Here is a 25,703-nt window from a genome sequence, read left to right as displayed (position 1 = left end):
AGAATACACTGTGCGCTCATTATTATGGTTATTGCTAAGTGTTTTTTACTTAGCATTACCCTTACATGCTAAACAAATTGCCATTGTGATCGACGATGTAGGAAACCACCAGCGTGATCTCAATTTACTTTCTCTCCCCGGTGAGCTGACTTTTGCCATTTTGCCGCATACCCCCTATTCTCAAAAATTTGCATACCTAGCCAGTCAACAGAGTAAAGAGCTACTTTTGCATGTACCTATGCAAGCAATTGAAGACAAAGCGCTCGGACCCGGTGCACTGACTTTAGACATGGATAAACAAACGCTACAAATGACACTGGGTCACGCGCTAGCCAGTTTACCTCAAGTCAGTGGCGTGAATAATCATATGGGATCGGCACTGACTCAATATAGCGATCCGATGAAATGGACGATGGAAGTCTTACGCAAACGCGGTTTATACTTTCTTGATAGCCGAACGACTAATGAGTCACAAGCACAAACCGTGGCTGACCTATACGGTGTGGCGAATATTGCGCGCCAGGTTTTTCTCGATAACGAGAAACAAGATGCTTACTTTGCTCAACAATTAAATGAAGCAAAAAGTATCGCGTTAAGAAGTGGCCAAAGCGTACTCATCGCGCACCCATATCCTGAAACTGTGGCATTTTTACATGCACAGATCCCGCCTCTACTTGAACAAGGGTATGAGCTCGTTCCCCTATCGCAACTCGTTCGCTCTCGATACATTCAACTCGCCAAAAACACAGGAACAGTCGTACCAAACATCACTGAAAAATAAAACTTTGATCTCGATTTAAGCAAGCTCGAATAAAATGGGTTATAAATTTATACATTGATCCAAATTAGGACTGTTTAATATGCTTCATATTGTTTCTGATCTCATGACTGCCGATCCATTTGCAGTGCACCATCAATCAACCGTTAAAGAAGTGCACGACTTGATGCGCGAAAAAAACATTCGCCACATTCCAGTGATCGATGATCAAGGTATTTTAAAAGGTATGCTGACACAAAAGATCATGGTCGCACAGGTAATGAAAATCATGGCAACCTACGGGCCCAATGCGATTGAAAGGAAGGAAAAGCAAAGCATTGCCCAAGACATCATGGCAACCGATTTTGCCAGTATTCGACCAGAACAGTCTCTTAGTGAAGTGGCACAGTTTTTTGTCGAAAACCGCCATGGTTGTATGCCTGTCGTCGACGAAGATGGAAAACTATTGGGGATTTTAACTTCATCTGATTTTGTTAGACTTGCAGCGGCTCTTTTATCTTAATATCTAACCTGAGCTATTGATTAAATCAGTTATAAAGCAAATACAAAAAAGGAGGCTTCGCCTCCTTTTAAAATTTATGTAGCTTAGCTTAAAAAAGCTTACGCTTTTGCTTGTAATGTTCTAGCCACGGTACGCATACCTAGTGTTGTTGCACCAGCAGACCATAAACTACCAGCGCTGTTTTGGAATGAAGCAGCTAGATCGATGTGTACCCAACCTTGGCCTTCATTTGGTACAAAGCGCGATAAGAAGCCCGCAGCATTCGATGCGCCACCGTAACCACCACCTTTTTGAGCACGGCTGTTAGCAGTGTCAGCATAAGGTGAAGGACAGTTATTTTGGTGCCACTTTTCAAGGGGTAGTGGCCAAGCCGCTTCAAACTCTTCTTCAGCGAACTGCTGAACTTCAGACACCAATGCTTTATCAAGACCAAATAATGCATTGTATTCTTGACCTACAGCAACCAGGGCTGCACCCGTTAGCGTTGCTGCATCAATAATTAATGGCGCACCTGTTTCACCAGCTGCCATTAAGCCATCAGCCAGAACTAAACGCCCTTCAGCGTCCGTATTTACGATCTCAACCGTTGTGCCATTTTTATAAGTTAGAATATCACCTAACTTATAAGCATGACCTGAAATTAAGTTCTCTGCGCAGCATAAGAATAATTTGATGCGTTTGTCGATGCCACGCTGAATAGCTATCGCAAGGCCCGCAGTCACAGTCGCCGCACCACCCATGTCGCACTTCATTGATAACATGCCTTCGCTAGGTTTGATTGAGTAACCACCTGAATCAAACGTAATACCTTTACCTACAAGCGCTGCGCTTACAGGCGCATCTTCGTCACCTGTTGGGTTGTAATCAAGCTCAAGTAATACTGGTGGGCGTTCACTACCACGACCTACTTCATGGATACCGATCCACTGATGTTCAAGTAGTGCGTTGCCTTTGATGATATTGTAACTTACATGCTCAGGCGCTAGAGATTGTATAAACTCAGCCGCTTTGCTAGCTAAACTCTCAGGATACACATCTTCAGCTGTGCCGTTGATCATCTGGCGCGTCCAAGTTGCCGCATTTTTTAATGCTGCAAGTTCAGCTAAATCTGACTGTTCATTGTCAACAAACTCAACACCATCAAGTTGCTTAGCAGTAACGAAACCTTGATAGAACGCCCATTGTGATTCAGTGCACCAAGCATCACCTTGTAATACAACTTGCTTAACACCTTGTTGAGAAAGGCTGCGCGCTGCTTTTTGTACTAATTTAAGTGTTTCGTTTTGCTGCAGGTGAACAATGGCACCAAGTTGATCAAACGATAGCAATGCATCTGCACTCCACGGCGCTGTAGGTGCTTGCTCACTGATACGAACAATGAATTTATCAGACATAGATTGTGTTCTCTTATACGCTTATTAATGGCATTAAGTGTACACTAGCACAGAGTATCACCCAACCTATTGCGATTAAACAATGAAGTTCACGCCAAAGCTCGAAAAAGCCACCTTAATAAAGCGCTATAAACGCTTTTTAGTTGACCTAGAAACACCTATTCAAGCATTTACAGTTCATTGTGCCAATACAGGCAAAATGACCGGCTGTGCTGATCCGGGTTTTAATGCTTACTACTCAACCAGTGATAATCCAAAACGAAAGTATGCGCACTCGTTGGAACTCACTGAGAATTCAGCGGGTGACCTCATTTGTGTGAATACTGCGATTGCAAACAAACTGGCGATTGAAGGCATAGAACAAGGTACAATTTCTGAATTGCAAGGCTATACACATTTGCAACCCGAAGTGAAATACGGACAAGAAAATAGTCGCATTGATATTTTGCTTAAAGATGAACACAAAGCACTTTGCTATGTTGAAGTAAAATCAGTCACTTTACTAGAAGACGGACAAGGTTACTTTCCCGATACTCAAACGGTACGCGGTCAAAAACATCTTAGAGAATTAATCGATATCGTTCAGCATGGGCATCGCGCTGTGCTGCTATTTATGGTGATGCATACGGGTATAGAGTCGGTAAAGGCTGCTGCCCACCTTGACCCGAAATACGCGCAATTACTGAGTGAAGCTCAGATAGCCGGCGTAGAAGTTATTGCCTATAATTGCCAAATAAGCCCACAAGAAATAATCCTAAATCACAAAATTCCCGTACTTAGCTCTTGAATTAGTCATCTATGCCCTCATATAGCAGCCAATATTAAGTTGTTCTCTTAATTTGGCACCTGCTGTATTTTAGCCAATCCACAGTAAAAAAAGTGTTTGCTTAGGGGAGCATATTTTGCTATTTATAGCCGCCGGCGTCAGCCGCCGTTATATTAAGGATTTAGGAGAATGCTATGCCAGACCAAAAAAAATTAGGGTTATTGGCTCAAGCCGGTTTACAACCATACCAAGAACAACCGGGCGAAGAATACATGAATGACGCACAACGTGCGCATTTCAAAAAGATTTTAGAAGCATGGCGTTCAGACCTACGCAACGAAGTAGACAGAACGATGAACCATATGCAGGATGAAGCCGCAAACTTCCCTGATCCGGTTGACCGTGCTGCGCAAGAAGAAGAATTCTCTTTAGAGTTGCGCACCCGTGATAGAGAAAGAAAACTCATCAAGAAAATCGAAAAAACACTGAACTTAATCGAAGAAGACGACTTTGGTTATTGTGAATCGTGCGGCATTGAGATTGGTATTCGCCGTCTTGAAGCTCGTCCAACTGCCGACCTATGCGTAGACTGTAAAACGCTGGCTGAGATCAAAGAAAAACAGATCGGCCGCGCTTAATACGGCACATGCATAAAGAAGCATTGTCCAATTCAAGGGGTTATCGAGGCCGATTTGCCCCTTCGCCTTCTGGCCCTCTACACTTCGGCTCACTCGTTGCCGCCCTCGCAAGTTATCTAGACGCTAAAGTACACCAAGGCGCTTGGCTTGTACGTATGGAAGACATAGATACACCTCGTGTCGTGCAAGGTGCTGACAGTGCCATCTTAACTGCACTTGAAAAGTTTGGTTTACATTGGGACGAACAAGTCGAGTACCAAAGTCAGCGTCACGCGCTTTATCAAGATACCCTAACACAGCTTAAACCCGATCTTTACGCCTGTAATTGCACGCGTAAAATGATCAAACAAGCGGGTGGACTGTATCAAGGTCATTGTAAGTCACAGGCTCTGGACTTTAATGAGCATGCTATTCGTTTAACGCAAATGCAGCCGGTTTATCAATTTACTGATTTACTGCAAGGTCAGGTAAATGTGCCTCATGCTTTGGCTGACGAAGACTATATTGTCAAACGTCGCGATGGATTATTTGCCTATCAGTTAGTGGTCGTGATTGATGATATCGAGCAAAAGATCAGTCGCGTTGTACGCGGTGCCGATTTATTAGAACCCACAGCAAGACAAATTAGCTTGTTTAAACAACTCGGCCACTCAGTACCAGAGTATGCCCATGTACCTTTGGCTGTCACAGAGCCTGGCTTTAAACTCTCGAAACAGAACCATGCCCCTGCCATTAATATCGATGATCCGCTCCCTGAATTATTGCGCGCGTTAAGCTTTTTAGGAATAAACATCACTGATGATATGAAACTCAGTAATGTTGAAGAAGTTTTAACTTGGGCAATCACACAGTTTTCTCTTACCGCTATTCCACAAGTGCTTGAAAAGAGCATCACACTATAGCTAGACGCACATCAAGTATATTCACACCAGATAACGACACACTAAAGCCACTTTTAGATCAGTTTATTTCTACTCCTAGCTTAATTTTTTAGTGACGCTAGTATATTATTAGCCACTTTGATTTTACCTATTTAAGCTGAGCTGTGGTTAAGAGATTTACTAATTTATTGATATTAAATTAGTAAACGTTTTTTCAAGTCTGCAGCCGGAAACTTTTAGGGATAACACTGCTCACGCGTCCTGCTATCGCTAAGGTACCTACATCCATGTAGGCAAGGCGAATTTACTTTCAATAGCTGGCCTATTGAAAGTAAATTCAACGAAGTTAGCTTTAAAAGTAACCGCAGGAGATAGATTTATTATCCAGAGCTCAGGTTATTAAATAGGTTACCAATTGAGCGTTTTAGGAGACGGGTCATTATTTCCAAGCTAATTAACATGTGCAAAAAGTGGGTCAAGCCAGACTCTGCAGATGCACACCATACAACCTCGGCAACACCCGCATTAATCACTCGTGCCGAGCATGGTATCTCGCGCAAGCAATTTAGCCCTAATGCCATCAAAGTTTTGTATCGCTTGAAAGATGGTGGCTATGACGCTTATCTAGTTGGTGGTTGTATTCGTGATATTTTAATGGGGATCCAGCCGAAAGATTTCGACGTTGTTACCAACGCTACGCCAGAAGAAATCAAAAAATTATTTAGAAATTGTCGCCTGATCGGCCGCAGATTCCGTCTAGCGCACATCGTTTTTGGCCGTGAAATCATCGAAGTTGCCACCATGCGTGGTCACCATGAAGCCGATGAGCGCAAAAATGCGACCAGCCAATCAAGCGAACATGGCCAACTGCTCCGTGACAATGTATACGGCACCATTGAAGAAGACGCTCAGCGTCGCGACTTCTCTATAAACGCCCTATACTACTCGATTAATGATTTTAGCATTCATGATTTCGCTCGCGGCGTGGAAGCCATCAAAGCCCGTAAAATTGAACTTATTGGCGACCCTGAAACCCGTTATCGTGAAGATCCAGTGCGCATGCTACGCGCGGTTCGATTTGCAACCAAGCTCGACATGGAAATTGCGCCAGACACGAAAAAGCCTATTTATGAGCTTGCTGATTTACTGGGTAATATTCCGCCTGCCCGCTTATTCGAAGAAACGCTAAAATTATTCTTAAATGGCAAAGCGGTTGAAAACTACTTACAACTTCGTGAGTTTGGTCTATTTAAACAGCTATTCCCGGCACTCGATGTAATCTTAGAGCAAAGTGAAACCGGCTTTGAAGCGCGCTTTATTGAGCAAATGTTTGCGAATACCGATACGCGCATTAATCAAGATAAAAAAGTCACGCCGGCGTTTGTCTATGCCGCGCTACTTTGGTTCCCGCTGCAACAACGTACTCAGCAGATCATCGAGCAACAAGGCATGTCAGAATTTGACGCCTTCAATCAGGCGATGAACCAAGTTTTAAGTCAAAACGCCCAGCACGTATCTGTACCAAAACGCTTTACATTAGGCGCGCGTGATATCTGGCATATTCAAATGCGTTTAGACAAACGCTCAGGTCAACGCGCTTATCGTTTAAGCCTGCAGCCTCGCTTCAAAGCCGCTTATGATTTCTTACTACTGCGTGTAGAAAGCGGCGAAGACGATCAACAAGCGTTAGCTGATTGGTGGACTGAATACTTAAAATCGGATGTCACCGGTCAAAAAGAGCTTGTCAAAAACTTAGGTCAATCTGATGGCAAAAAGCCGCGTCGCCGTTACCGCAGAAAGCCAAAGAAAAAAACAGGTGATACATGATCCCAGTTTATATTGGCTTAGGCGCCAATCTTGACGCACCTGTTGCACAGCTGCACAACGCGGTTAAAGCCCTAAGTACACTTACTGACTGTGAGCTTGAAAAAGTTTCACAGTTTTATTCATCTAAGCCTATGGGACCGCAAGATCAGCCTGATTATGTTAATGCCGTCGCATTACTCAATACCAGACTTGCACCAGAAGCTCTGCTTGATGAATTACAACGTATTGAACTTGAACAAGGTCGTCAGCGTAAAGATGAACGCTGGGGCCCAAGAACCCTAGATCTAGATATTCTGCTATTTGGCGAGCAAATTATAGACACTGAGCGCTTAACCGTGCCGCACTATGGTCTATGTGAACGTGAGTTTGTAGTATATCCACTATTAGAAATCTCACCTGAACTTAAACTGCCTAATGGCAACACACTCGCTGATATTGCTCAGCAAGTGCCACTCAATGGTTTAACGCCATTAGAGTTGAATTAAATTAACCCCAAGAGGAACAACATGGCTAAAGTGACCGTCTCTACACTGGCTAAAATGAAACAAGAAAAACAAAAAATTACCGCATTAACGGCTTATGATGCGAGTTTCTCTCAGCTTTTTCACAACCAAGGTGTTGATGTTGTTTTGGTTGGTGATTCACTGGGTATGGTTTTGCAAGGCGGTGATGACACGCTTGCAGTTACCACTGATGATATTGCATATCACACCAAGTGTGTTCGTGCAGGCTCAAAAGATTTATTTGTGATCGCTGATATGCCATTTATGAGCTATGCCAACGTAGAACAAGCTTGTAACAATGCTGCACAGTTGATGCGTGCAGGTGCAAACATGGTGAAGTTAGAAGGTGGTGAGTGGTTACACGACAGCATTCGTGCGCTTACTCAGCAAGGCATTCCAGTATGTGGTCATTTAGGCTTAACACCGCAGTCTGTTCATGTATTCGGCGGTTTTAAAATTCAGGGCCGTGAGTCTGAGCAAGCAGATAAAATGGTTGCAGACGCACAAGCACTAGAAGCTGCTGGCGCACAACTACTCGTCATTGAGTGTATTCCTTCTGCGCTGGCTAAGCGCATCACTGAGTCTGTTAACATTCCTGTGATTGGTATTGGTGCAGGAAAAGACACTGACGGCCAAATCTTAGTGATGCATGACCTAGTGGGTATTTCAGCGGGTTACATTCCTAAGTTTTCGAAAAACTTCTTAGCCGAAACAGGCAACATGCACGATGCAGTTAAAAAATACTGTGATGATGTCAAGTCAGGTGCCTTCCCAAGTAATGAGCACGAGTTTAACTAATGCAGTCAGTCAGTGAAATAAAATCGCTTCGCAGCCAAATTAAGGCTTGGCGTCAACAAGGCTTAAGTATTGCGTTTGTGCCAACCATGGGCAATCTTCATCAAGGCCACTTTTCACTTGTTGAAAAAGCGAAAACGCTTGCGGATAAAGTAGTTGTTAGTATTTTCGTCAATCCAATGCAATTTGGTGCCAACGAAGATTTAGACAGCTACCCAAGAACATTAGACGCCGACAAACAAGGGCTTGCTGAAATTGGCACGGCGCTCGTGTTTACGCCGACCGTTGATGTTATGTATCCAAATGGCCTGGATGCGCAAAGTTATGTAGACGTACCTGATATTTCTATGGGTTATTGCGGTGGTGCGCGCCCTGGTCATTTCAAAGGCGTAGCAACCGTCGTCACTAAACTGTTCAACATGGTACTGCCAGACTTTGCTTGTTTTGGCGAGAAAGACTTTCAACAGTTACAAGTCATTCGCGCTATGGTTCGAGACCTGTCTATGCCAATTGAAATTATTGGTGTACAAACACAGCGAGAAGTATCTGGACTGGCGATGAGCTCTCGTAATGGTTACTTATCAGAGCAAGAGAAAGACACGGCCAAGGTGTTATATCAAACGCTGTTAAATGCGGGTCAATCTCTTGAACAAGGTAATAAAGCGTTCGATGCGATTGAACAAGAAGCAAAACAAGCACTTGAACAGGCCGGTTTGAAACCTGATTACTTTGCCATTGCTGAAAAAGACAATTTAAAACCTGCTACACTTGAAACAAAAGAGTTTGTTATTCTTGCGGCCGCTTTCTTAGGTAAAGTGAGACTGATCGATAACTTACAAGTTTCTTTGTAGAAGGATAATTAAAAATGAAAGCTTTGCTTATTGTCGCCTCTGTATTGTTAGTTGGCTGTGGGGCAACCAGCAGTGAACTCAATCAATGTGCACAACAAAACTATCAATGTGAAAGTAACTGTGCACAACGTCATACAGAAAACACCTTAGGGCATCAGATTTGTAGCAATGAGTGTATTGACGACTACAACAGCTGTAAGGCTGAAACCGAAGCTTTACTAAATAAAACTTTAAATTAATTGTTCAAACACAAAAAACCGCTGAACTTCAGCGGTTTTTTATTTTTATTCTATTTGCCTAAATTAAAGAAGACCTAACTTCTTCATTTCAGCAGCCGCAACCTTGCTAGGAAGTGGTACATAACCATCTTTCTCTACGATTTGCTGACCTTCTTGAGAAAGTACCATCTTTAAGAATTCAGCTTCGATTGGTGAAAGTGGCTTGTTAGGGTGCTTGTTCACGTAAACGTATAGGAAACGTGATAGTGGGTATTTGCCCTTAGAAACGTTATCTAAAGTTGCGTCTACGAACTTATCACCTTTTTTCGCTAGTGGTACAGTACGAACACCTGACGTCTTATAACCAATGCCTGAATAACCAATTGCATTGATTGAAGAAGAGATTGACTGTACTACTGATGCAGAACCTGGTTGCTCATTTACGTTGTTACGGAAGTCACCTTTACATAGTGCTTTCTTTTTAAAGTAACCATAAGTACCTGATACTGAGTTACGACCATAAAGCTGTACGTCTTTACCAGACCAGTCACCGTTAAGACCTACATCACCCCAACGATTGATTTCACCTTCAGCACCACACTTACGTGTTGAAGAGAAGATTGCATCAACTTGGTCAATACGTAGACCTTTGATTGGGTTATCTTTGTGTACGAATACTGCTAGTGCATCGATTGCTACACGTACTTCAGTTGGCTTGTAACCGTAGCGCTTTTCGAACGCTTCGATTTCTTTAGATTTCATCTTACGGCTCATAGGACCGAAGTTTGCAGTTGCTTCAGTTAATGCCGGTGGCGCAGTTGAAGAACCCGCTGCTTGAATTTGGATATTTACGTTAGGGTAAATACGCTTATATTCTTCAGCCCAAAAAGTCATCATGTTTGCAAGCGTATCAGAGCCTACAGATGAGAAGTTACCTGAGATGCCACTTGTTTTATTGTACATAGGTAGCTTTTCATCTAAAGCTGATGCTGGTGTTGATAAAAGAGTTGTTACCGCTACACCCATTGCAGCTACTAAACTTTTAAATTTCATTTGGGTTTCTCCAGTTGTTCGTCCCAATTAGTTAACGAGGTTCATTTTGCAGCGATTAAATGACAGTTAAATTACTTAAAAATGACAATTTTATGACCACTGTTTTATTTATTGTCATAATCAGCAATGCGTGTTTTTGGAAAAGCAAAAGAAAAACAAGAACCTTTACCTACTTCACTGCTGATATCTAAATGTGAATCATGACGCGTTAATACATGTTTAGTGATGGCTAAACCTAAGCCTGAGCCGCCGGTTTTACGACTTCTTGCCTTATCAACTCGATAAAAGCGCTCAGTCAGTCGATTGATATGCTCAGGGGCTATGCCATCACCATTATCAGTCACAGAGAAATACGCCTGCTCATCTTTCATTTGCCATTGCACATGAATATTGCCGTTTGGTTTGGTGTAGTGAACCGCATTGAACACCAAATTCGAAAAGGCGCTACGCAACTCATCTGGTGCACCGACAATATCAAGATCAGGGTTAACATCAAAACTGATCTCATGCCCTTTTTCTTTATTGAGTGAATTCGCTTCGGTCGCAATCAGTGCCAACATATCAGGTACTCTGACTGGTTTATCATTATCATATTTACGCGCCCCCTCTATCCGAGAAAGTGACAGTAACTGATTAACTAAGCTATCCATGCGATGACATTGTTCAATCATGGTTTGATGCGCTTTCGCCCACATTGATGGCGGTGGCAGGTTATCCTCGTCCATCATTTCTAGGTAGCCAGTCACCACCGTTAGCGGCGTGCGAAGTTCATGGGATACATTAGCAACAAAATCTTTGCGCATCTGCTCGAGCTGCTTCAGCCGAGAAATGTCGCGCACCACCATCATAAGCTGGCCCGCATAAGGCATTACCCTAAACTCAAGAGTTTGCTCTTGATTATGCGATACCTCTAGTTCTAATGGCTCATCGAACTTTTGCTTGTTCATGTATTTAGCAAATTTTGGATCCCGCACTAGGTTATCTAAGCGCTGACCATGATCGGTTGGCCATTGTAGCCCCAATACTTTCAGCGCAAGCTGATTACACCAAATAATGCTTAAATCAGTTTGTAATACGACGACCGCATCAGGTACCGCTTCTGCACCTTCACGAAAACGACGGATCAACTCAGCCAACTCATTACGCTTTTTACGATTACGATGCTGAAGATGGTAGATCCCTTCGAAGATCTGCTCCCAAGCACCTTCGCCTTCTGGCGGATTGAAACTACGTTGGTTGAGCAGCCAATCACTGAGTCGGTAGAGTTGATGATAATGCCAAAGTAACAGCGCGAGCGCGCCTAAAAACAGCAAGATGAAAGGTGCGCCAATTAAAACGCCCACCAAAGCCAGTGGTATAAAATACAAAAACAGGCGTTTAACTAACGCCTGTTTATTTATTACTCGATACATAAATACAGTGTATCCAAAGCTGAGTGCTTACATTTTACTAGAAAAACGGTAACCAGCACCGCGAACTGTTTGTACTAGTCTATCATGACCTAGCGGTGCAATTGCCTTACGCAGACGTCTAATATGCACATCCACAGTGCGATCTTCAACATATACGTTTGTGCCCCAAACATGATCTAATAATTGCTCACGGCTGTAAACACGCTCAGGGTGAGTCATAAAGAAGTGTAATAAACGGAATTCTGTTGGACCCATGTCTAATTCATTACCCGCCGATGTGACTCGGTGAGAAATAGGATCTAAGCGTAAACCGTGCACTTCAATCGCTTCTTCAAGTGAGGTTGGAGACACACGACGAATAACCGCTTTAATACGTGCCATTAATTCTTTAGGAGAGAAAGGTTTAGTCACATAATCGTCTGCACCTACCTCAAGTCCTTTTACTTTGTCTTCTTCTTCACCGCGTGCAGTTAACATGATGATAGGGATCTGACGTGTGAATTCGCTTTGCTTAAACTTTTTCGCAATTTGAATACCGCTGCCGCCCGGAAGCATCCAGTCTAATAAAACCATATCAGGGTATGGCTCTACCATTGCAGCCATAGCCGAATCATAATCTTCAGCTTCTATTGCCTGAAATCCATTTTGCTCCAATACGAAAACCAACATTTCTCTGATTGGTGCTTCATCATCAACTACAAGTACTTTACGTGACATTCCCACAGTTCTCTTCGATTTACCCAAGTTGGTTTCATTATTATGACTTAGTATGACAGTTTTATGAAAAAATAATCCGATCTTAAAAAGAAATATTTATCAGGTCATATAAATGACAAAATACATTATTCCAAAAAGAACAATAATTTATGTGAATTCCCTTATTATTTAAGCAGCTATTTTAAAACCACTTAAATCAGATCTATTATTACATCTGTTTACTAAAACCAAGTTTAATTGATCGGATCACACAAATACGCACTGATTAAATAGAGATCAACTTTTGACTAAGTAGTGCACTGAGAGATCAGTTTTATACTAACAGAAGTCGTATTAAGGATCTCAATTTGGATCTTGATACACTGTTTTAGGGTTGTTTTGAGTGTAAATTACTCGACAAGTTAGTAAGAAATCGATCCCAGATCGCGTAAGTTGGTAAGAACCTGATCCCCAACATCGGGAAGTCAGATCTGAATTAGTAAAATACTGATCCAAAAAAGCCCCAATACTGGGGCTTAATATAAAATCAGCTAGACTTGGTTATTACTTGATCTGTGGGTCAAGCTCACCTGATAAATACTTCAGGTGCATGTCGTCTAGTGAAATTGGTTTGATCTTCGCTGCATTACCCGCAGTGCCAAACGCTTCATAACGCGCAACACAGATCTCAGTCATCGCTTTCGTCGCTTCAGCTAAGAATTTACGTGGGTCAAAGTTAGACGGGTTATGCGCTAGGTGACGACGGATAGCCCCTGTTGATGCTAAACGTAAGTCTGTATCGATGTTTACTTTACGCACACCGTACTTGATACCTTCTACGATTTGATCAACTGGCACACCGTAAGTTTCAGGGATCTCGCCACCAAATTCATTGATTACTGCTAACCACTCTTGCGGTACAGAAGAAGAACCATGCATAACTAAGTGTGTATCTGGGATACGAGCGTGGATCTCTTTAATGCGGTTGATTGCTAAGATATCACCTGTTGGTGGACGTGTGAACTTGTAAGCACCGTGTGATGTACCACACGCAATTGCTAATGCATCTACACCTGTTTTCTTAACGAAGTCAGCGGCTTCTTCAGGATCTGTCAGCAGTTGGTCTTCAGTTAATTTACCTTCAGCACCAATGCCATCTTCTTCGCCAGCTTCACCTGTTTCTAATGAACCAAGTACACCTAGCTCACCCTCAACAGACACACCACATGCATGCGCCATTTCAACTGTACGACGTGTTACGTCTACATTATATTCGTATGAAGAAGGTGTTTTACCATCTTCCATTAAAGAACCATCCATCATCACTGATGAGAAACCTAATTGGATAGAACGCTGACATACACCTGGAGATGTACCGTGGTCTTGGTGCATAACAACTGGGATATGTGGCCATTCTTCAACAGCCGCTAGAATCATATGACGAATGAAAGGTGCACCTGCGTATGCACGAGCGCCTGCAGAGCCTTGAACGATCACTGGACTGTTTGTTTTATCAGCCGCTTCCATGATGGCACGCATCTGCTCTTGGTTGTTAACGTTGAACGCTGGAACGCCGTAACCATGCTCTGCCGCATGATCAAGAAGTTGACGCATACTGATTAAAGCCATTTTGCTTTCTCCAATAGTCGATAGCCTTTGCTATCTAGTTTGAACGGATATATCGAAAGTAGCCTTTCGCTTGTTGCTACTGATTTTTTATTCACCTTAATCTGAGTGAGAGTGATTAAGATAAAAAGGCCAGCAAAAGCTGGCCTGAAAAACTGTTACGCGTTTGCTCTTTTCTCAAGCATAGCAACAGCTGGTAGTTTTTTCCCTTCTAAGAACTCTAAGAAAGCACCACCGCCCGTTGAAATGTAAGAAATTTCATCTGCAACGCCATATTTGTCGATTGCTGCTAGCGTGTCGCCGCCACCCGCAATTGAGAATGCCTTAGACTTTGCAATTGCATTGGCAATCGCTTCTGTACCATTACCAAACTGGTCAAATTCGAAAACGCCAACTGGGCCATTCCACACAACCGTGCCTGCATTTTCAATGATTTTAGCTAGAGTTTGTGCTGTATCTGGACCAATGTCGAAGATCATGTCTTCATCAGATACTTCAGTCACATCTTTGATTGTCGCTACTGCTGATTCAGAGAACTCAGTGCCAACAACCACATCTGTTGGTACTGGAATGTCACCATCGTTTGCACGCGCAGCTGCAGTTAATTTGTTTGCTTCGTCGATTAAATCAGCTTCGAAAAGCGACTTACCAACAGGGTGACCTGCTGCCGCAACGAAAGTGTTCGCGATGCCGCCACCAGCAACTAGCTGGTCAACCACAGTTGATAATGAATCAAGTACAGTTAGTTTAGTCGATACTTTAGAACCACCTACAATCGCCACAAGTGGACGTGCCGGGTTATCAAGTGCTTTACCTAGTGCATCAAGCTCAGCCGCTAACAGCGGACCCGCACAAGCAACTTCTGCAAATAAGCCAACGCCATGCGTAGACGCTTGAGCACGGTGAGCCGTACCGAATGCATCCATCACGTATACGTCACATAATGCAGCAAGCTGTTGAGCAAGTGCTTCGTCGTCTTTCTTTTCACCAACATTGAAGCGTACGTTTTCAAATACAACTACTTCGTTGTCGGCAACTTCAACGCCATTTAGGTAATTTTTTTCTAAACGTACGTTTTGCTCTAACGCTTCGTTTAGGTAATCAACCACTGGCTGAAGTGAGAATTCTTCATTGTATTCGCCCTCAGTTGGACGACCAAGGTGAGACATCACCATCACTTTTGCACCTTTTTCAAGTGCAAGTTTAATAGTCGGAAGTGAAGCGCGAATACGCGCATCAGACGTTACTTTGCCGTCTTTTACTGGCACGTTTAAATCTTCACGAATTAAAACACGCTTGCCTGATAAATCTAGATCCGCCATTTTGATGACTGACATTGATGTCTCCTTTAAGAACGATACTGGGTAATAGCTTTGTTGTTATTTAGCGGCCATCATGGCCTCAGCGGTGTCGAGCATACGGTTCGCAAACCCCCACTCGTTATCACACCATACTAAAAGTTTTACTAACCTTTTATGACTTACGCGTGTTTGCGTGCCGTCAATGATACAAGAATGTGCATCATGGTTAAAATCTACCGACACCAAAGGCTCTTCGGTATAACTTAAAATACTTTCTAATCGGCCTTGTGTATTAGCCTGAATTGCTTGATTTATTTTATCTAAATCAACGTCTTGATTTAGCGTAACACTTAAATCCATGGCCGTCACATTTATCGTCGGAACACGTACTGCGATGGCTTCAAAGCGACCTTCAAATTTTGGCAAGATACGCTCAATACCACGGGCTAATTTAGTGTCGACTGGAATAATTGACTGACTCGCTGCACGAGTACGGCGCAAATCACTGTGATACGCATCGATCACTTGCTGGTCGTGCATCGACGCATGGATCGTGGTAATAGCACCCGATTCAATACCAAAAGCATCATCAAGGACTTTGATCACAGGTACAATACAGTTGGTTGTACAAGAACCATTAGAAACAATTGTGTGCTCAGCTTTAAGCTCTTCTTCGTTAATGCCATACACTATGGTTGCATCAACATCTGCATCGGCAGGCTGAGAGAATAAAACTTTTTTAGCACCTGCATTTAAGTGTTTTTGAGCGTCTAAGCGACTGTGGAACACACCTGTACACTCAAGTACCACATCAACTTGCAAAGCCTGCCAAGGTAAATGAGCCGGATCTGACTCACTAAACAATTGGATCTTATCACCATTTACTTCTAAGAAAGGTGCATCATGCGAAACCGAGTAAGCAAAACGACCGTGAGAGGTATCATATTTAAGTAAATGCGCAACGGCTTTGGGATCGGCTAATTCGTTAATAGCCACGATTTCAATATCTTGATGGCGGCCTGACTCGTATAATGCACGCACAACATTGCGTCCAATACGACCAAACCCATTTATTGCCAGTTTTATTGCCATTAAGTTGTGGACCTAGCTAAATGCAGAGACAGGAAAGTAACTTCCTAAAAGATGGCGCTATTGTAATCGACATAGGCAAATTATGTATACACTTGCGCGAAAAAAAATCTTACATCAAGGCTGAAAGTTTAAGTGGTTTACCCGCTCCTATTTTATTTGTTAAGACTAACAACAGCTCAGCGGTTGCTAAGGCATCAGTGAGTGCATTATGCACGTCATAGTCTGGCAGTTGATAACGAGTGCGACAATTAGTCAGAGTCAGGCTGTCTTGATGTAATTCGGTGTTCTGCTTTAACTGACGCCTTTTCTCTATTTGCATGGTATCGACAATGGCCAAAGGAAGTGCCTCTAAACCTAACGCTTTACTATTTAGCCGAATAAACCCCCAGTCTAAATAAGCGTTGTGACACACTAATACCTTGCCGTGCAAAGCATCACATAGCTCAGTCATTAAGGCCTTAAGAGATACTCCTTCATTAAGCGTTTGCTCATCGATACCATGATAAACCGGACTCTGATCTAACTGCTTCACATCACTATTAATGATGTGCCTCGCACTTTTTAATTGAATTCTGTCACTGCGCATCGTTACCCAAGCCGCAGATACAATTTCATTTACTTTAGGATCAAGCCCTGTGAGTTCAAGATCTAAAACCACAAACTCCACTTCATCAAGTGACTTGCCTTTGGCTTTTAAATAGCGAAGCACTTTTTGTACTAACTTCTGCATTTACAAACTGCCTCTGGCAAACTTAAACGCGCAGGCTTGCTGTGCTTGCTTAATCAGATAAAACGCTTCTTTTAACTGATGTTTTTCTAAAGAGGTAAGAACTTCTGGATCAATACAATTACCCGGCAAGCCCTCTTTATTCAATTGGGTTTTGAGTCGCAATTGCGTCAGGTAGCGCCAACAATCTTTGAGGTTATAAATGTCTTTAGCGCTTATGAGATTAAATTTAGTCAGCGCATCCAGACGCTCAAGGGTATTTGCCCGCCTTACTCCAGCTTTTAGTGCATAGAGCCTTGCAATATCATTGATGATCACAACACCGCGCTTTTTCAGATCTAAATACTTATGCTTAGACTCACTCTTCTCAAGTTTAAATTGCTGAAACAAACCAATCGGTACTGAGTTCGCGTTAATATCTGTAGCCATGGCCGCAAAGAAAAGCTCATTTTTGCTTATTCGTTCCAACGACATACATAAATCGCTATATAGTTCATTCGAACCATCAATAAAGCGCAGATCAAAAAAGATCTTACAATTCAACATGGCCTGTGGCGTAGGGGATTTAATCCACTTAAAAAATCGCTCTGACCACTCATTTAAGGTACCGCAACACTCAGGGTTGCTTGCCATAATATTACCTGGGCAACGCTTAATACCGCATTCAACCAGTTGTTCACAGACAAATTCACCCATCCCTTTGAAATAAGCTCTTTGCGCTTCGGTTAAGTTGTTCGGTAGTAATAAGCCATTGTCTTGATCTGAATGCAGGGTTTGCTCTTCACGGGCTTGTGAACCAAAGCAAATAAAACTAAACGCACACGGTGCTGTACCATGCTCTTGCTGATAAATACGAATTAACCGACTGGTCAATGCATCGGTTAGGCCACTTAATAGTTTTCCCATAACCGAGATATCATCAATGTTATGAGAGAAACTCTTTAATAATGCAGGGATCTCTTGCGCATACAGGCGTAACAGCTGAACCGATGTCGCTTTATAAATGCGGCCAATAAGTTGCACCGGATCGCTTTTTTGCTGACGCAACAAGTCTGTACTGGTCAACATGCCTAGTGGTGTGTAATTTTCATCGAGCACAGGCAAGTGATGTATGTTGTGTTTAAGCATTAAGTGCAAGGCAGAAAATACTCGATTATTTTCGAAAATAAATTTTGGCTTGCCCGTCATGACTTGATTTATTGCAATATTAGGGTCGACATCTTTGGCTAGAACACGATTACGCAAGTCTCTATCTGTGAGTACACCGATAAGACTCTCTTGCTCTGTGACCATAATGGAAGAGACCCCATGCTCACTCATTTTCACCGCGGCATCACGAATTGATGCATCCGGCCCGAGTGTTATCGCCTTTCTGGTCAATAGCTCACTGATTTTCTTCTCAGACCAGTTATCACTTTTTTGCTGATAATGAGATGACAGTAAGCGATTAGCATGAGCGCGCACAAAGTGTTGTTCGAATGCCTTATATTCACGACGTAAATAATCAAAGCTGGTTTGGTTTAAAATATAAATTAAGCCGGGAGTCGACACTTCTATGCGGTTTTGTATGGCATCGCCGGTGAGCAAAGACGGAAAGCCAAAATAGTCACCTTCTGCGATTTGCGTGATCACTTCTTCTTTGCCATTGACCAGTTCATATTGACCTGAGCGAACTAAGTATAAATTTGGCTCAGTTGATTTTAACCACTGAGACTGATTGTCTTTATTTAAATAAACAATTTCTAAATGGGACACAAAGTAGTGGGTCGCCGCTTCTGGTAATTGGCTAAATGGCGCCTGTAAGGCAACAAACTTCGCGACTTCAGCAACTTCTGGGGTCATGCTCTACTCCTAAGTCACCCGCCTATAAACAACTACAATAAAAGAGAGGAATGTTAGTGTTTACGCTTAGGTATGAATCGTTTTAGCAAAATACAGCTATAAAGCCGAATTTATAAAAATGCAAAAACAGCACTTTGCTAAAACGAATAAAAGCCCAGCCTTGTCGGCTGAGCTTTGTGCTTATTCGCTCAAATATTAGTGGGCGTGTGCCTCACCTGAGCCTTTAGGGTTACGAATACTGTCAACCATGTCTTGCACTTCTTTTGGTGTTTCAGCAGTTAGTTTAAGAACAACCGCCGCAACGATGAAGTTAACTAGCATACCGATGATACCAATACCTTCCGGAGAGATACCGAATAACCAGTTTGCAGGTGCATTAAGTTCAGGGCTAATGAACTTGAAGTAAATGATATAAGCCGCTGTGAAGCCAATACCTGTTACCATACCTGCAATCGCACCTTGTTTATTCATCTTCTTAGAGAAAATACCCATGATGATCGCTGGGAAGAAGCTCGCTGCTGCTAGGCCGAATGCAAACGCCACAACTGAAGCCACAAATCCTGGCGGGTTGATACCGAAGTAAGCTGAGATTGCAATCGCTATCATCGCCGCTAAACGCGCAGCTAGTAGCTCTTGTTTATCACTGATATCTGGTTTCAGCGTTCGCTTAAGTAAATCGTGCGATACCGAGGTTGAAATTACCAGCAGTAGACCTGCTGTGGTTGATAGTGCTGCTGCGATACCCCCCGCTGCGACTAATGCGATAACCCAAGCTGGCAGATTCGCAATCTCTGGGTTCGCAAGTACCATGATGTCACGGTCAATCTTCACTTCGTTAGCACTGTTTGGATCTGAGATCTTACCTGCAGAGTACTGCATCTTGCCATCGCCATTCTTATCTTCGAATGTGATAAGGCCAGTTCTTTCCCAGTTTTTAACCCAAGCCGGTGCTTCTTCATATAACGTACCGCTACCGTCTTTACCATTGATTGTGTCAATCATGTTTACACGAGCAAATGATGCAACCGCAGGAGCTGTAGTATAAACAATCGCGATGAATACAAGCGTCCATGCTGCTGAGATGCGCGTATCTTTTACTTTTGGCACTGTGAAAAAACGTACGATTACGTGAGGCAGACCCGCTGTACCTACCATAAGAGCGGCAGTGATAGCGAATACATCAATCATGCTCTTAGAGCCTTCGGTATATTGAGAAAAACCCAGTTCGGTACTCAGTCCATCGAGTTTATCGAGCATATACACACCCGAGCCATCGGCTAAAGTTGCACCAAAACCAGTTTGCGGTAATAAATGACCAGTCATCATCAGTGAGATGAAGACAGCAGGCACTAGATATGCAAATACTAATACACAATACTGAGCAACCTGTGTATACGTGATACCTTTCATACCACCTAATACAGCATAGAAGAATACGATAACCATACCGATGTAAACACCAGTCTCAATGTCTACTTCTAAGAAACGAGAGAATACAACACCTACACCACGCATTTGACCGGCAATGTAAGTGAAACAGATAAAGATTGCACACAAGATAGCTACTACACGGGCAACTTGAGAGTAATAACGATCTCCTATGAAATCTGGTACCGTAAATTTACCAAACTTACGAAGATAAGGTGCTAAACAAAGCGCCAGTAGTACATAACCACCAGTCCAACCCATTAGGTAAACACCACCATCGTAACCGGCGAAAGAAATGATACCCGCCATTGAAATGAATGATGCTGCACTCATCCAGTCTGCGGCTGTTGCCATGCCGTTTGCCACAGGTGGCACACCACCGCCAGCAACATAGAATTCTTTTGTTGAACCCGCACGAGCCCAAATTGCGATGCCGACATAGAGCGCAAAGCTCAAGCCAACAATAATAAAGGTAAGAATCTTAACATCCATCTTCGTGCTCCTTATTCGTCTACGCCGTATTTTTTATCAAGCGTATCCATTTTGAACACGTAGACAAAAATCAAAGCCACAAAGGTGTAAATTGCGCCTTGCTGTGAAAACCAAAACCCTAATTTGAATCCAAAGAAGCGGATCTCATTAAGTACATCTACCAGTAAAATGCCAAAACCAAATGACACTACAAACCATACTGTTAATAGCTTAAACATGAGGCTCAGATTTTCTGACCAATATGCTTTTGCTTGTTCTTCGTCTTTAAAAGCCATTTTTGTTGTCCCCTATCACTTGCCAATGAATTGGCTGTGTTGGTGTTAATTGTCACTATCTACATTAGCAACGCCCTATCAAGTTGGAATTGCTACCTTAGTCTTAACACCAAGTTAACGTTTACGTAAACTGCAGATTGGCACACTAAAAACATCAAGTTTAATTATATTTAACAGACACTTAGCAAATTAAACGTTCGCATTTTGAGCAAAAAAGACATTTTGGAGATGGTATAAGACATTAGTCTAATTTAGCCTGACTAATAAATACAAAAGCTATATTAAACAGTCAGTTAAACATTAAATTGCGATACAAAAAGGATTACAAAAAAAGCAAATGTGGTAAGGTTATTTGGTCGACAATAAAAAAGATAAGACTATGAGCGCTGCACTGATATTTGTTTCTCTTTGTTATATAGGGGTTTTATTTTGGCTGGCAAACTGGGGGGATAAAACCACCCCCCGTGCGCTAAAGTTTAGCCATCATCCTTTTGTGTACGCATTGGCACTCGGCATTTACTGTACATCATGGACTTACTATGGCGCCGTAGGTACTGCTGCGGCGAGTAATTGGCATTATTTGCCTATTTTATTAGGGCCCGCTCTCTTATTTTTATTCGGACAAGGTTTTTTAAGAAAACTGGTATTAGTCAGTAAAAAACAAAATATCACCACCATTGCCGATTTCATCTCTGCCCGCTACGGCAAACGACAAACCACAGCCGTCATGGTTACCATGATAGCTTTGTTGGCGACCATTCCTTATATTGCACTGCAACTTAAAGCGCTGAGTTCTAGCTTTGTATTACTGCAACAAGATGAGCAACTCTCTGGTACTGTTTTAGCGCTTACTGGTACTTTAATCATCGCCTTGTTTGCTATTTTTTTTGGTACTCGTAAAGTCGACGTCACCGAATACCGTTCAGGCTTGATGCTGGCTATTGCTTTTGAGTCGATTATTAAGTTGTTAGCACTCGTTGCAGTGGCAGCTCTGGCATTAGCCGCACTATATAATCAGCCAAAACATAGCTTAAATTTACTTACCCATTGGCAAGACTTTAACTTTAGTAGCTTCAACTTTATTGGCCAGAGCCTGATCGCGGCTGCAGCTATTATCTGCCTGCCCAGACAGTTTCATGTTACGGTCGTAGACAACCAAGATAGAAAGCACTTACTTACAGCTAGGTGGGCCTTTCCTCTATATCTTATGTTAACTGCAGCGATGATCATCCCGATTTCGACTGCTGCTATTCATCCTAATATTGGCTCTCATTTGGCGGCAGACAGTTTTGTACTGGCTTTGCCGATTTCAACTGGCCACCCAATTCTCACGACGTTTGTCTTTATCGGTGGGCTATCTTCGGCAACTGCCATGATTGTTGTAGCAACACTCACACTCAGTACAATGTTGTCGAATGATGTGGTATTGCCATTGGTACTAAAACGTCGTTTTCACCGCGCCCCTGCGTTGGGTAATTACAAGTCTTCCATTCTCTTGATCCGCCGCTTTATCATCGCCGCCATTTTATTATTGGCTTATTTATACCAACAACATTTTGGTCATGGGGAATCACTGGCAAGTATGGGTCTAGTGGCATTTTCATTAGTAACCCAATTATTACCTGCCATAGTCGGTGGTTTATATTGGCGTAAGGGTCATGCTTATGGTGTGTATGCGGGCTTATTAGCAGGATTCATCTGTTGGACGCTGTTTTTAATGATGCCCATGGTCGATATGGGATTCTCTCTCAACTTCGAAGCAAGACAGCAGCTTATCACTCAGGGCACCTTAATCGCTCTATTTGCGAATATTAGTTGCTACATTAGTTTTTCATTGGGTGCTCATGAGCGTTTAATCGATAAAATCCAAGCCGCAGCTTTTGTTAATCCGCGTGAAGAAGCAGCGCTGATTAAGCGTATGAACAAAAACGTTAAAGCAACCGTGTATGACTTTAAAGTGCTATTACAGACTTTCTTAGGTGTTCAGCGTTCACAACAACTGCTTGGTCATTATACGTTATTGCATGATATTGATGACAATAACGCCTATCCAGATCCTGAGTTTATCGCCTATTGTGAACGAGCCCTCACCGGGGTTTTGGGAGCCTCGTCTGCTCAAGCGCTTATTCATACCGTTGCCTCTGGCAAGCAAATGGCATTTGAAGAAGTCGTTAACTTCTTTGATGAAACTACCCAAGCGCTTCAATTTAACCAAAACTTACTCTACACCTCGCTCGAAAACCTCTCTCATGGTATTTCTGTTGTAGATAAAGACCTTAACCTCGTTGCTTGGAACAAACGCTACGCTGAGATGTTTAACTACCCAGAGGGCTTTTTAGAAGTCGGCCAACCGATTGAAGAAGTGATCCGTTTTAATGCCCAACGCGGTGAATGTGGCCCAGGTGAAATTGATCGCCTTGTCGAAAAACGTGTTCAACATTTGAGAAATGGCACACCGCATCACTTTATTCGCCACCGTCGTGATGGCCAGGTGTTTGAAATGACAGGTAACCCATTACCTGAAGGCGGATTCGTGACCAGTTTTAGCGACGTCACCATGCACATCGCCACACAGAATGCCCTTGAAGAAATTAACATGGATCTTGAAAACCGCATCGAAGCGCGTACACAAGAGATCCGAAATATTAATAAAGATTTAGAGGCACAAATAGACTCGCGAATTGAAACCGAGCACGCCTTAATCGCAGCAAAAAAAGAAGCAGAAAAAGCCAATGACAGTAAAACCCGCTTCTTAGCACTCGCCAGCCATGATATTTTGCAGCCGCTCAATGCCGCCAGATTATACTCAGCATCGATTGATCCTAACCACTTATCGTCTCAAGATAGAGGCAGCTTTGATAAGCTCAACGACTCGCTCGATTCTACCGTTCACCTGATGTCATCTTTACTTGATATTGCCAAATTAGAACAAGGGGCAATGCAGCCAACCCCAAGACATTTTAGTATTGACGATATTCTCTGCCCACTTGCCAATGAGTACGCGATTTTATCGAGTGAAAAAGGCCTTAAATTAAAAGTCAGAAGCAATCTAAATATTGTTCATAGCGATACCACATACTTGCGCCGCGTGATCCAAAACTTAGTGTCGAACGCCGTAAAATACACAGACTCAGGCAAAGTATTGATTGCAACCCGCAAGCGAAAACATGGCTTATTGGTCGAAGTGTACGATACGGGTCCAGGGATCAGTGAATACGAACAAGCAAAAATATTTAACGACTTCTACCGCATACACTCAAATGACAACAAAGGCGTTGGTTTGGGTTTAGGGGTTGTAAAACGTCTATGTGACCTGCTGTCTATTGTCTTAGAGGTGAAATCTATCCCCGGTAAAGGGAGCCGTTTTAGCGTGTTAATCCCTTATGGTGATGTTAATTTAGTGGCGAGGAAAACCCGCACAACCTCCAGCATGCCGCTTGGAGATAATAACGCTAAGCTCAATATTATCGCCGTTGACGATGACCTTAAAAACCTAGAGGCCATGTCGAGTTTATTAGCTAAGTGGCAAACTAACTACTATCTATTTAATGATGTTGATTCGGTACTGGCACATGCAAAATCAAATAAGGCCCCAGATTTAATCCTCATGGATTATCAGCTAGGAACTGAATGTGATGGCATCACCTTAATCAAAACTTTGAGAGAAATATGGCAATTACAAGTGCCTGCCGTGCTCATTACTGCTGTACGTGACCAAGAAGTAAAAGCTGAAGTGAAGGCTCTCAACATTCATTATCTATCAAAACCGGTAAAACCGGCAAAATTGAAAGCATTAATGAATTTTGGCCGTTAATAGGCATAAAGTGTAATATTAAAAATTACATGGCGTTTATTATTGTTATCTCATATGCCTTTTGCTAAGTAAATCTTTATGCTTCTTTAAATACTAGTGTCCATGGCAAACTGTAAATCAATAGTTCATGAACATTTAAACTAATTTTCAATTTCTCGATAAATTATAGTATTGGAAGTAGCATTCAGTCTTAAAAAAACAAATCAAAACGCGACTCTAACCAACCTAACAAGCTGTTCAAAGTTCTTATCATTGGGGGTAACGAAGCCATAACCGAAATAAACTCCCCACGCAAAATAAGAACTTCTTGCACTATGTGAACTAGTCCAATAAACCCTGCTTTGGGTGCTTGGGAACAATGTGTTATTTATTGCTGGGTGATAGCAAGATATCTCAATGATCGAGGCAAGTTCTTTTATATTAGGTAAATACCAGTCGTTAAAACCTGCTAAGTTGCTTTTATCAGGCGATGCCAAAGCTTGTTGCCAAGTGTAATTAGTTGCACTTCCTTCGCATTTTTCACCATCCCAAGTCTGACCCAAGCTACAACGCATCCACATAAGCCCAGTCTGATTATCAGTAACTGTGCCATTATTGTTTACTGTAAATCGACTATTAGGGGTTGATGGCAGAATATCATCACTACAGTCTGCGTAAACAATATTTGTAGCAAGTAGCGCCCCAAAAAATAAAGCTGCTGATATTTTCAAAATTATCTCCTTAATACTTAATTTATTCACCGTCAGCTTGAAGAGTAAGGATAAGCAACTTTATCGGTCAGTTACCTAGTTT

Annotated in this window: 23 protein-coding genes; 11 read left to right on the top strand and 12 right to left on the bottom strand. The window is 42.5% G+C overall.

Features of this window, described 5'->3' with window-relative positions; all coding sequences use genetic code 11:
- Positions 1-10 precede the first annotated feature (10 nt).
- Both ACGHEH_RS15205 and ACGHEH_RS15200 read left to right on the top strand, forming a co-directional pair.
- Positions 11-781, top strand: a complete 771-nt coding sequence (locus tag ACGHEH_RS15205) for a divergent polysaccharide deacetylase family protein (protein WP_390446847.1) — start codon at positions 11-13, stop codon at positions 779-781.
- Between the two features lie 79 nt (positions 782-860).
- Positions 861-1,280 (top strand): HPP family protein, encoded by a 420-nt coding sequence (locus ACGHEH_RS15200; protein WP_390446845.1) that lies wholly within the window; start codon positions 861-863, stop codon positions 1,278-1,280.
- Positions 1,281-1,378: 98 nt separating this feature from the next.
- On the opposite strand, the gene pepB is transcribed toward ACGHEH_RS15200, so the two are convergent.
- Positions 1,379-2,674 (bottom strand): aminopeptidase PepB, encoded by a 1,296-nt coding sequence (gene pepB / locus ACGHEH_RS15195; protein WP_390446843.1) that lies wholly within the window; start codon positions 2,672-2,674, stop codon positions 1,379-1,381.
- Between the two features lie 82 nt (positions 2,675-2,756).
- On the opposite strand from pepB, the gene sfsA reads away from it, so the two are divergent.
- From sfsA to ACGHEH_RS15155, 8 genes are all read left to right on the top strand, one after another.
- Positions 2,757-3,461 carry a DNA/RNA nuclease SfsA gene (gene sfsA / locus ACGHEH_RS15190; protein ID WP_390446840.1) on the top strand — a complete coding sequence of 235 codons (705 nt, stop codon included), beginning with the start codon at positions 2,757-2,759 and terminating at the stop codon, positions 3,459-3,461.
- 173 nt (positions 3,462-3,634) lie between these two features.
- On the top strand, positions 3,635-4,078 hold the full coding sequence (dksA, locus tag ACGHEH_RS15185; RefSeq protein ID WP_390446838.1) for an RNA polymerase-binding protein DksA: 444 nt from the start codon (positions 3,635-3,637) through the stop codon (positions 4,076-4,078).
- Between the two features lie 8 nt (positions 4,079-4,086).
- On the top strand, positions 4,087-4,980 hold the full coding sequence (gluQRS, locus tag ACGHEH_RS15180) for a tRNA glutamyl-Q(34) synthetase GluQRS (protein WP_390446836.1): 894 nt from the start codon (positions 4,087-4,089) through the stop codon (positions 4,978-4,980).
- 438 nt (positions 4,981-5,418) lie between these two features.
- A complete protein-coding gene (gene pcnB / locus ACGHEH_RS15175; protein WP_390446834.1) occupies positions 5,419-6,786 on the top strand; it encodes a polynucleotide adenylyltransferase PcnB in 1,368 nt (455 codons plus the stop codon).
- On the top strand, positions 6,783-7,271 hold the full coding sequence (gene folK, locus ACGHEH_RS15170; protein WP_390446831.1) for a 2-amino-4-hydroxy-6-hydroxymethyldihydropteridine diphosphokinase: 489 nt from the start codon (positions 6,783-6,785) through the stop codon (positions 7,269-7,271). The genes pcnB and folK overlap by 4 nt, the downstream gene beginning before the upstream one ends.
- A gap of 21 nt (positions 7,272-7,292) precedes the next feature.
- Entirely contained in the window at positions 7,293-8,087 is a 795-nt protein-coding gene (gene panB / locus ACGHEH_RS15165) for a 3-methyl-2-oxobutanoate hydroxymethyltransferase (RefSeq protein ID WP_390446828.1), read from the top strand.
- The gene (panC, locus tag ACGHEH_RS15160) at positions 8,087-8,935 is read left to right on the top strand and encodes a pantoate--beta-alanine ligase (RefSeq protein ID WP_390446826.1); all 849 of its coding nucleotides are present in this window, start codon (positions 8,087-8,089) and stop codon (positions 8,933-8,935) included. Before panB ends, panC begins: the two co-directional genes overlap by 1 nt.
- A 14-nt stretch (positions 8,936-8,949) precedes the next feature.
- Positions 8,950-9,174, top strand: a complete 225-nt coding sequence (locus ACGHEH_RS15155) for a hypothetical protein (protein ID WP_349284539.1) — start codon at positions 8,950-8,952, stop codon at positions 9,172-9,174.
- Between the two features lie 63 nt (positions 9,175-9,237).
- Here ACGHEH_RS15155 and ACGHEH_RS15150 read toward each other — a convergent pair whose 3' ends face one another.
- From ACGHEH_RS15150 to ACGHEH_RS15105, 10 genes are all read right to left on the bottom strand, one after another.
- Positions 9,238-10,206 carry a PstS family phosphate ABC transporter substrate-binding protein gene (locus ACGHEH_RS15150; RefSeq protein ID WP_390446823.1) on the bottom strand — a complete coding sequence of 323 codons (969 nt, stop codon included), beginning with the start codon at positions 10,204-10,206 and terminating at the stop codon, positions 9,238-9,240.
- 104 nt (positions 10,207-10,310) lie between these two features.
- Positions 10,311-11,618, bottom strand: coding sequence for a phosphate regulon sensor histidine kinase PhoR (phoR, locus tag ACGHEH_RS15145; protein WP_390446820.1), 1,308 nt, complete (start codon positions 11,616-11,618; stop codon positions 10,311-10,313).
- A gap of 27 nt (positions 11,619-11,645) precedes the next feature.
- Entirely contained in the window at positions 11,646-12,335 is a 690-nt protein-coding gene (gene phoB, locus ACGHEH_RS15140) for a phosphate regulon transcriptional regulator PhoB (protein ID WP_058028827.1), read from the bottom strand.
- A gap of 543 nt (positions 12,336-12,878) precedes the next feature.
- Positions 12,879-13,943: a class II fructose-bisphosphate aldolase gene (fba, locus tag ACGHEH_RS15135; RefSeq protein WP_058028826.1), complete on the bottom strand. Its 1,065-nt coding sequence runs from the start codon at positions 13,941-13,943 to the stop codon at positions 12,879-12,881.
- A gap of 155 nt (positions 13,944-14,098) precedes the next feature.
- Complete coding sequence (locus ACGHEH_RS15130; RefSeq protein ID WP_390446816.1) at positions 14,099-15,277, bottom strand: phosphoglycerate kinase; 1,179 nt, start codon at positions 15,275-15,277, stop codon at positions 14,099-14,101.
- 42 nt (positions 15,278-15,319) lie between these two features.
- On the bottom strand, positions 15,320-16,333 hold the full coding sequence (gene epd / locus ACGHEH_RS15125) for an erythrose-4-phosphate dehydrogenase (RefSeq protein WP_390446813.1): 1,014 nt from the start codon (positions 16,331-16,333) through the stop codon (positions 15,320-15,322).
- Positions 16,334-16,442: 109 nt separating this feature from the next.
- Positions 16,443-17,063, bottom strand: coding sequence for an exonuclease domain-containing protein (locus ACGHEH_RS15120; protein WP_390446810.1), 621 nt, complete (start codon positions 17,061-17,063; stop codon positions 16,443-16,445).
- Entirely contained in the window at positions 17,064-18,902 is a 1,839-nt protein-coding gene (locus ACGHEH_RS15115; protein WP_390446806.1) for a DUF294 nucleotidyltransferase-like domain-containing protein, read from the bottom strand.
- A gap of 195 nt (positions 18,903-19,097) precedes the next feature.
- On the bottom strand, positions 19,098-20,822 hold the full coding sequence (locus ACGHEH_RS15110; RefSeq protein ID WP_390446803.1) for a sodium:solute symporter family protein: 1,725 nt from the start codon (positions 20,820-20,822) through the stop codon (positions 19,098-19,100).
- 11 nt (positions 20,823-20,833) lie between these two features.
- A complete protein-coding gene (locus tag ACGHEH_RS15105; protein ID WP_058028820.1) occupies positions 20,834-21,097 on the bottom strand; it encodes a DUF4212 domain-containing protein in 264 nt (87 codons plus the stop codon).
- 379 nt (positions 21,098-21,476) lie between these two features.
- On the opposite strand from ACGHEH_RS15105, the gene ACGHEH_RS15100 reads away from it, so the two are divergent.
- Positions 21,477-24,911 carry a PAS-domain containing protein gene (locus ACGHEH_RS15100; protein WP_390446800.1) on the top strand — a complete coding sequence of 1,145 codons (3,435 nt, stop codon included), beginning with the start codon at positions 21,477-21,479 and terminating at the stop codon, positions 24,909-24,911.
- 203 nt (positions 24,912-25,114) lie between these two features.
- On the opposite strand, the gene ACGHEH_RS15095 is transcribed toward ACGHEH_RS15100, so the two are convergent.
- Positions 25,115-25,621: a DUF1566 domain-containing protein gene (locus tag ACGHEH_RS15095; protein ID WP_390446797.1), complete on the bottom strand. Its 507-nt coding sequence runs from the start codon at positions 25,619-25,621 to the stop codon at positions 25,115-25,117.
- Positions 25,622-25,703: the final 82 nt, after the last annotated feature.

Origin of the sequence: Pseudoalteromonas sp. MTN2-4 (genome assembly GCF_042848605.1) — a bacterium.
Taxonomy (GTDB): Bacteria; Pseudomonadota; Gammaproteobacteria; order Enterobacterales; family Alteromonadaceae; genus Pseudoalteromonas.
This window is presented reverse-complemented; position numbering and strand designations above follow the sequence as displayed.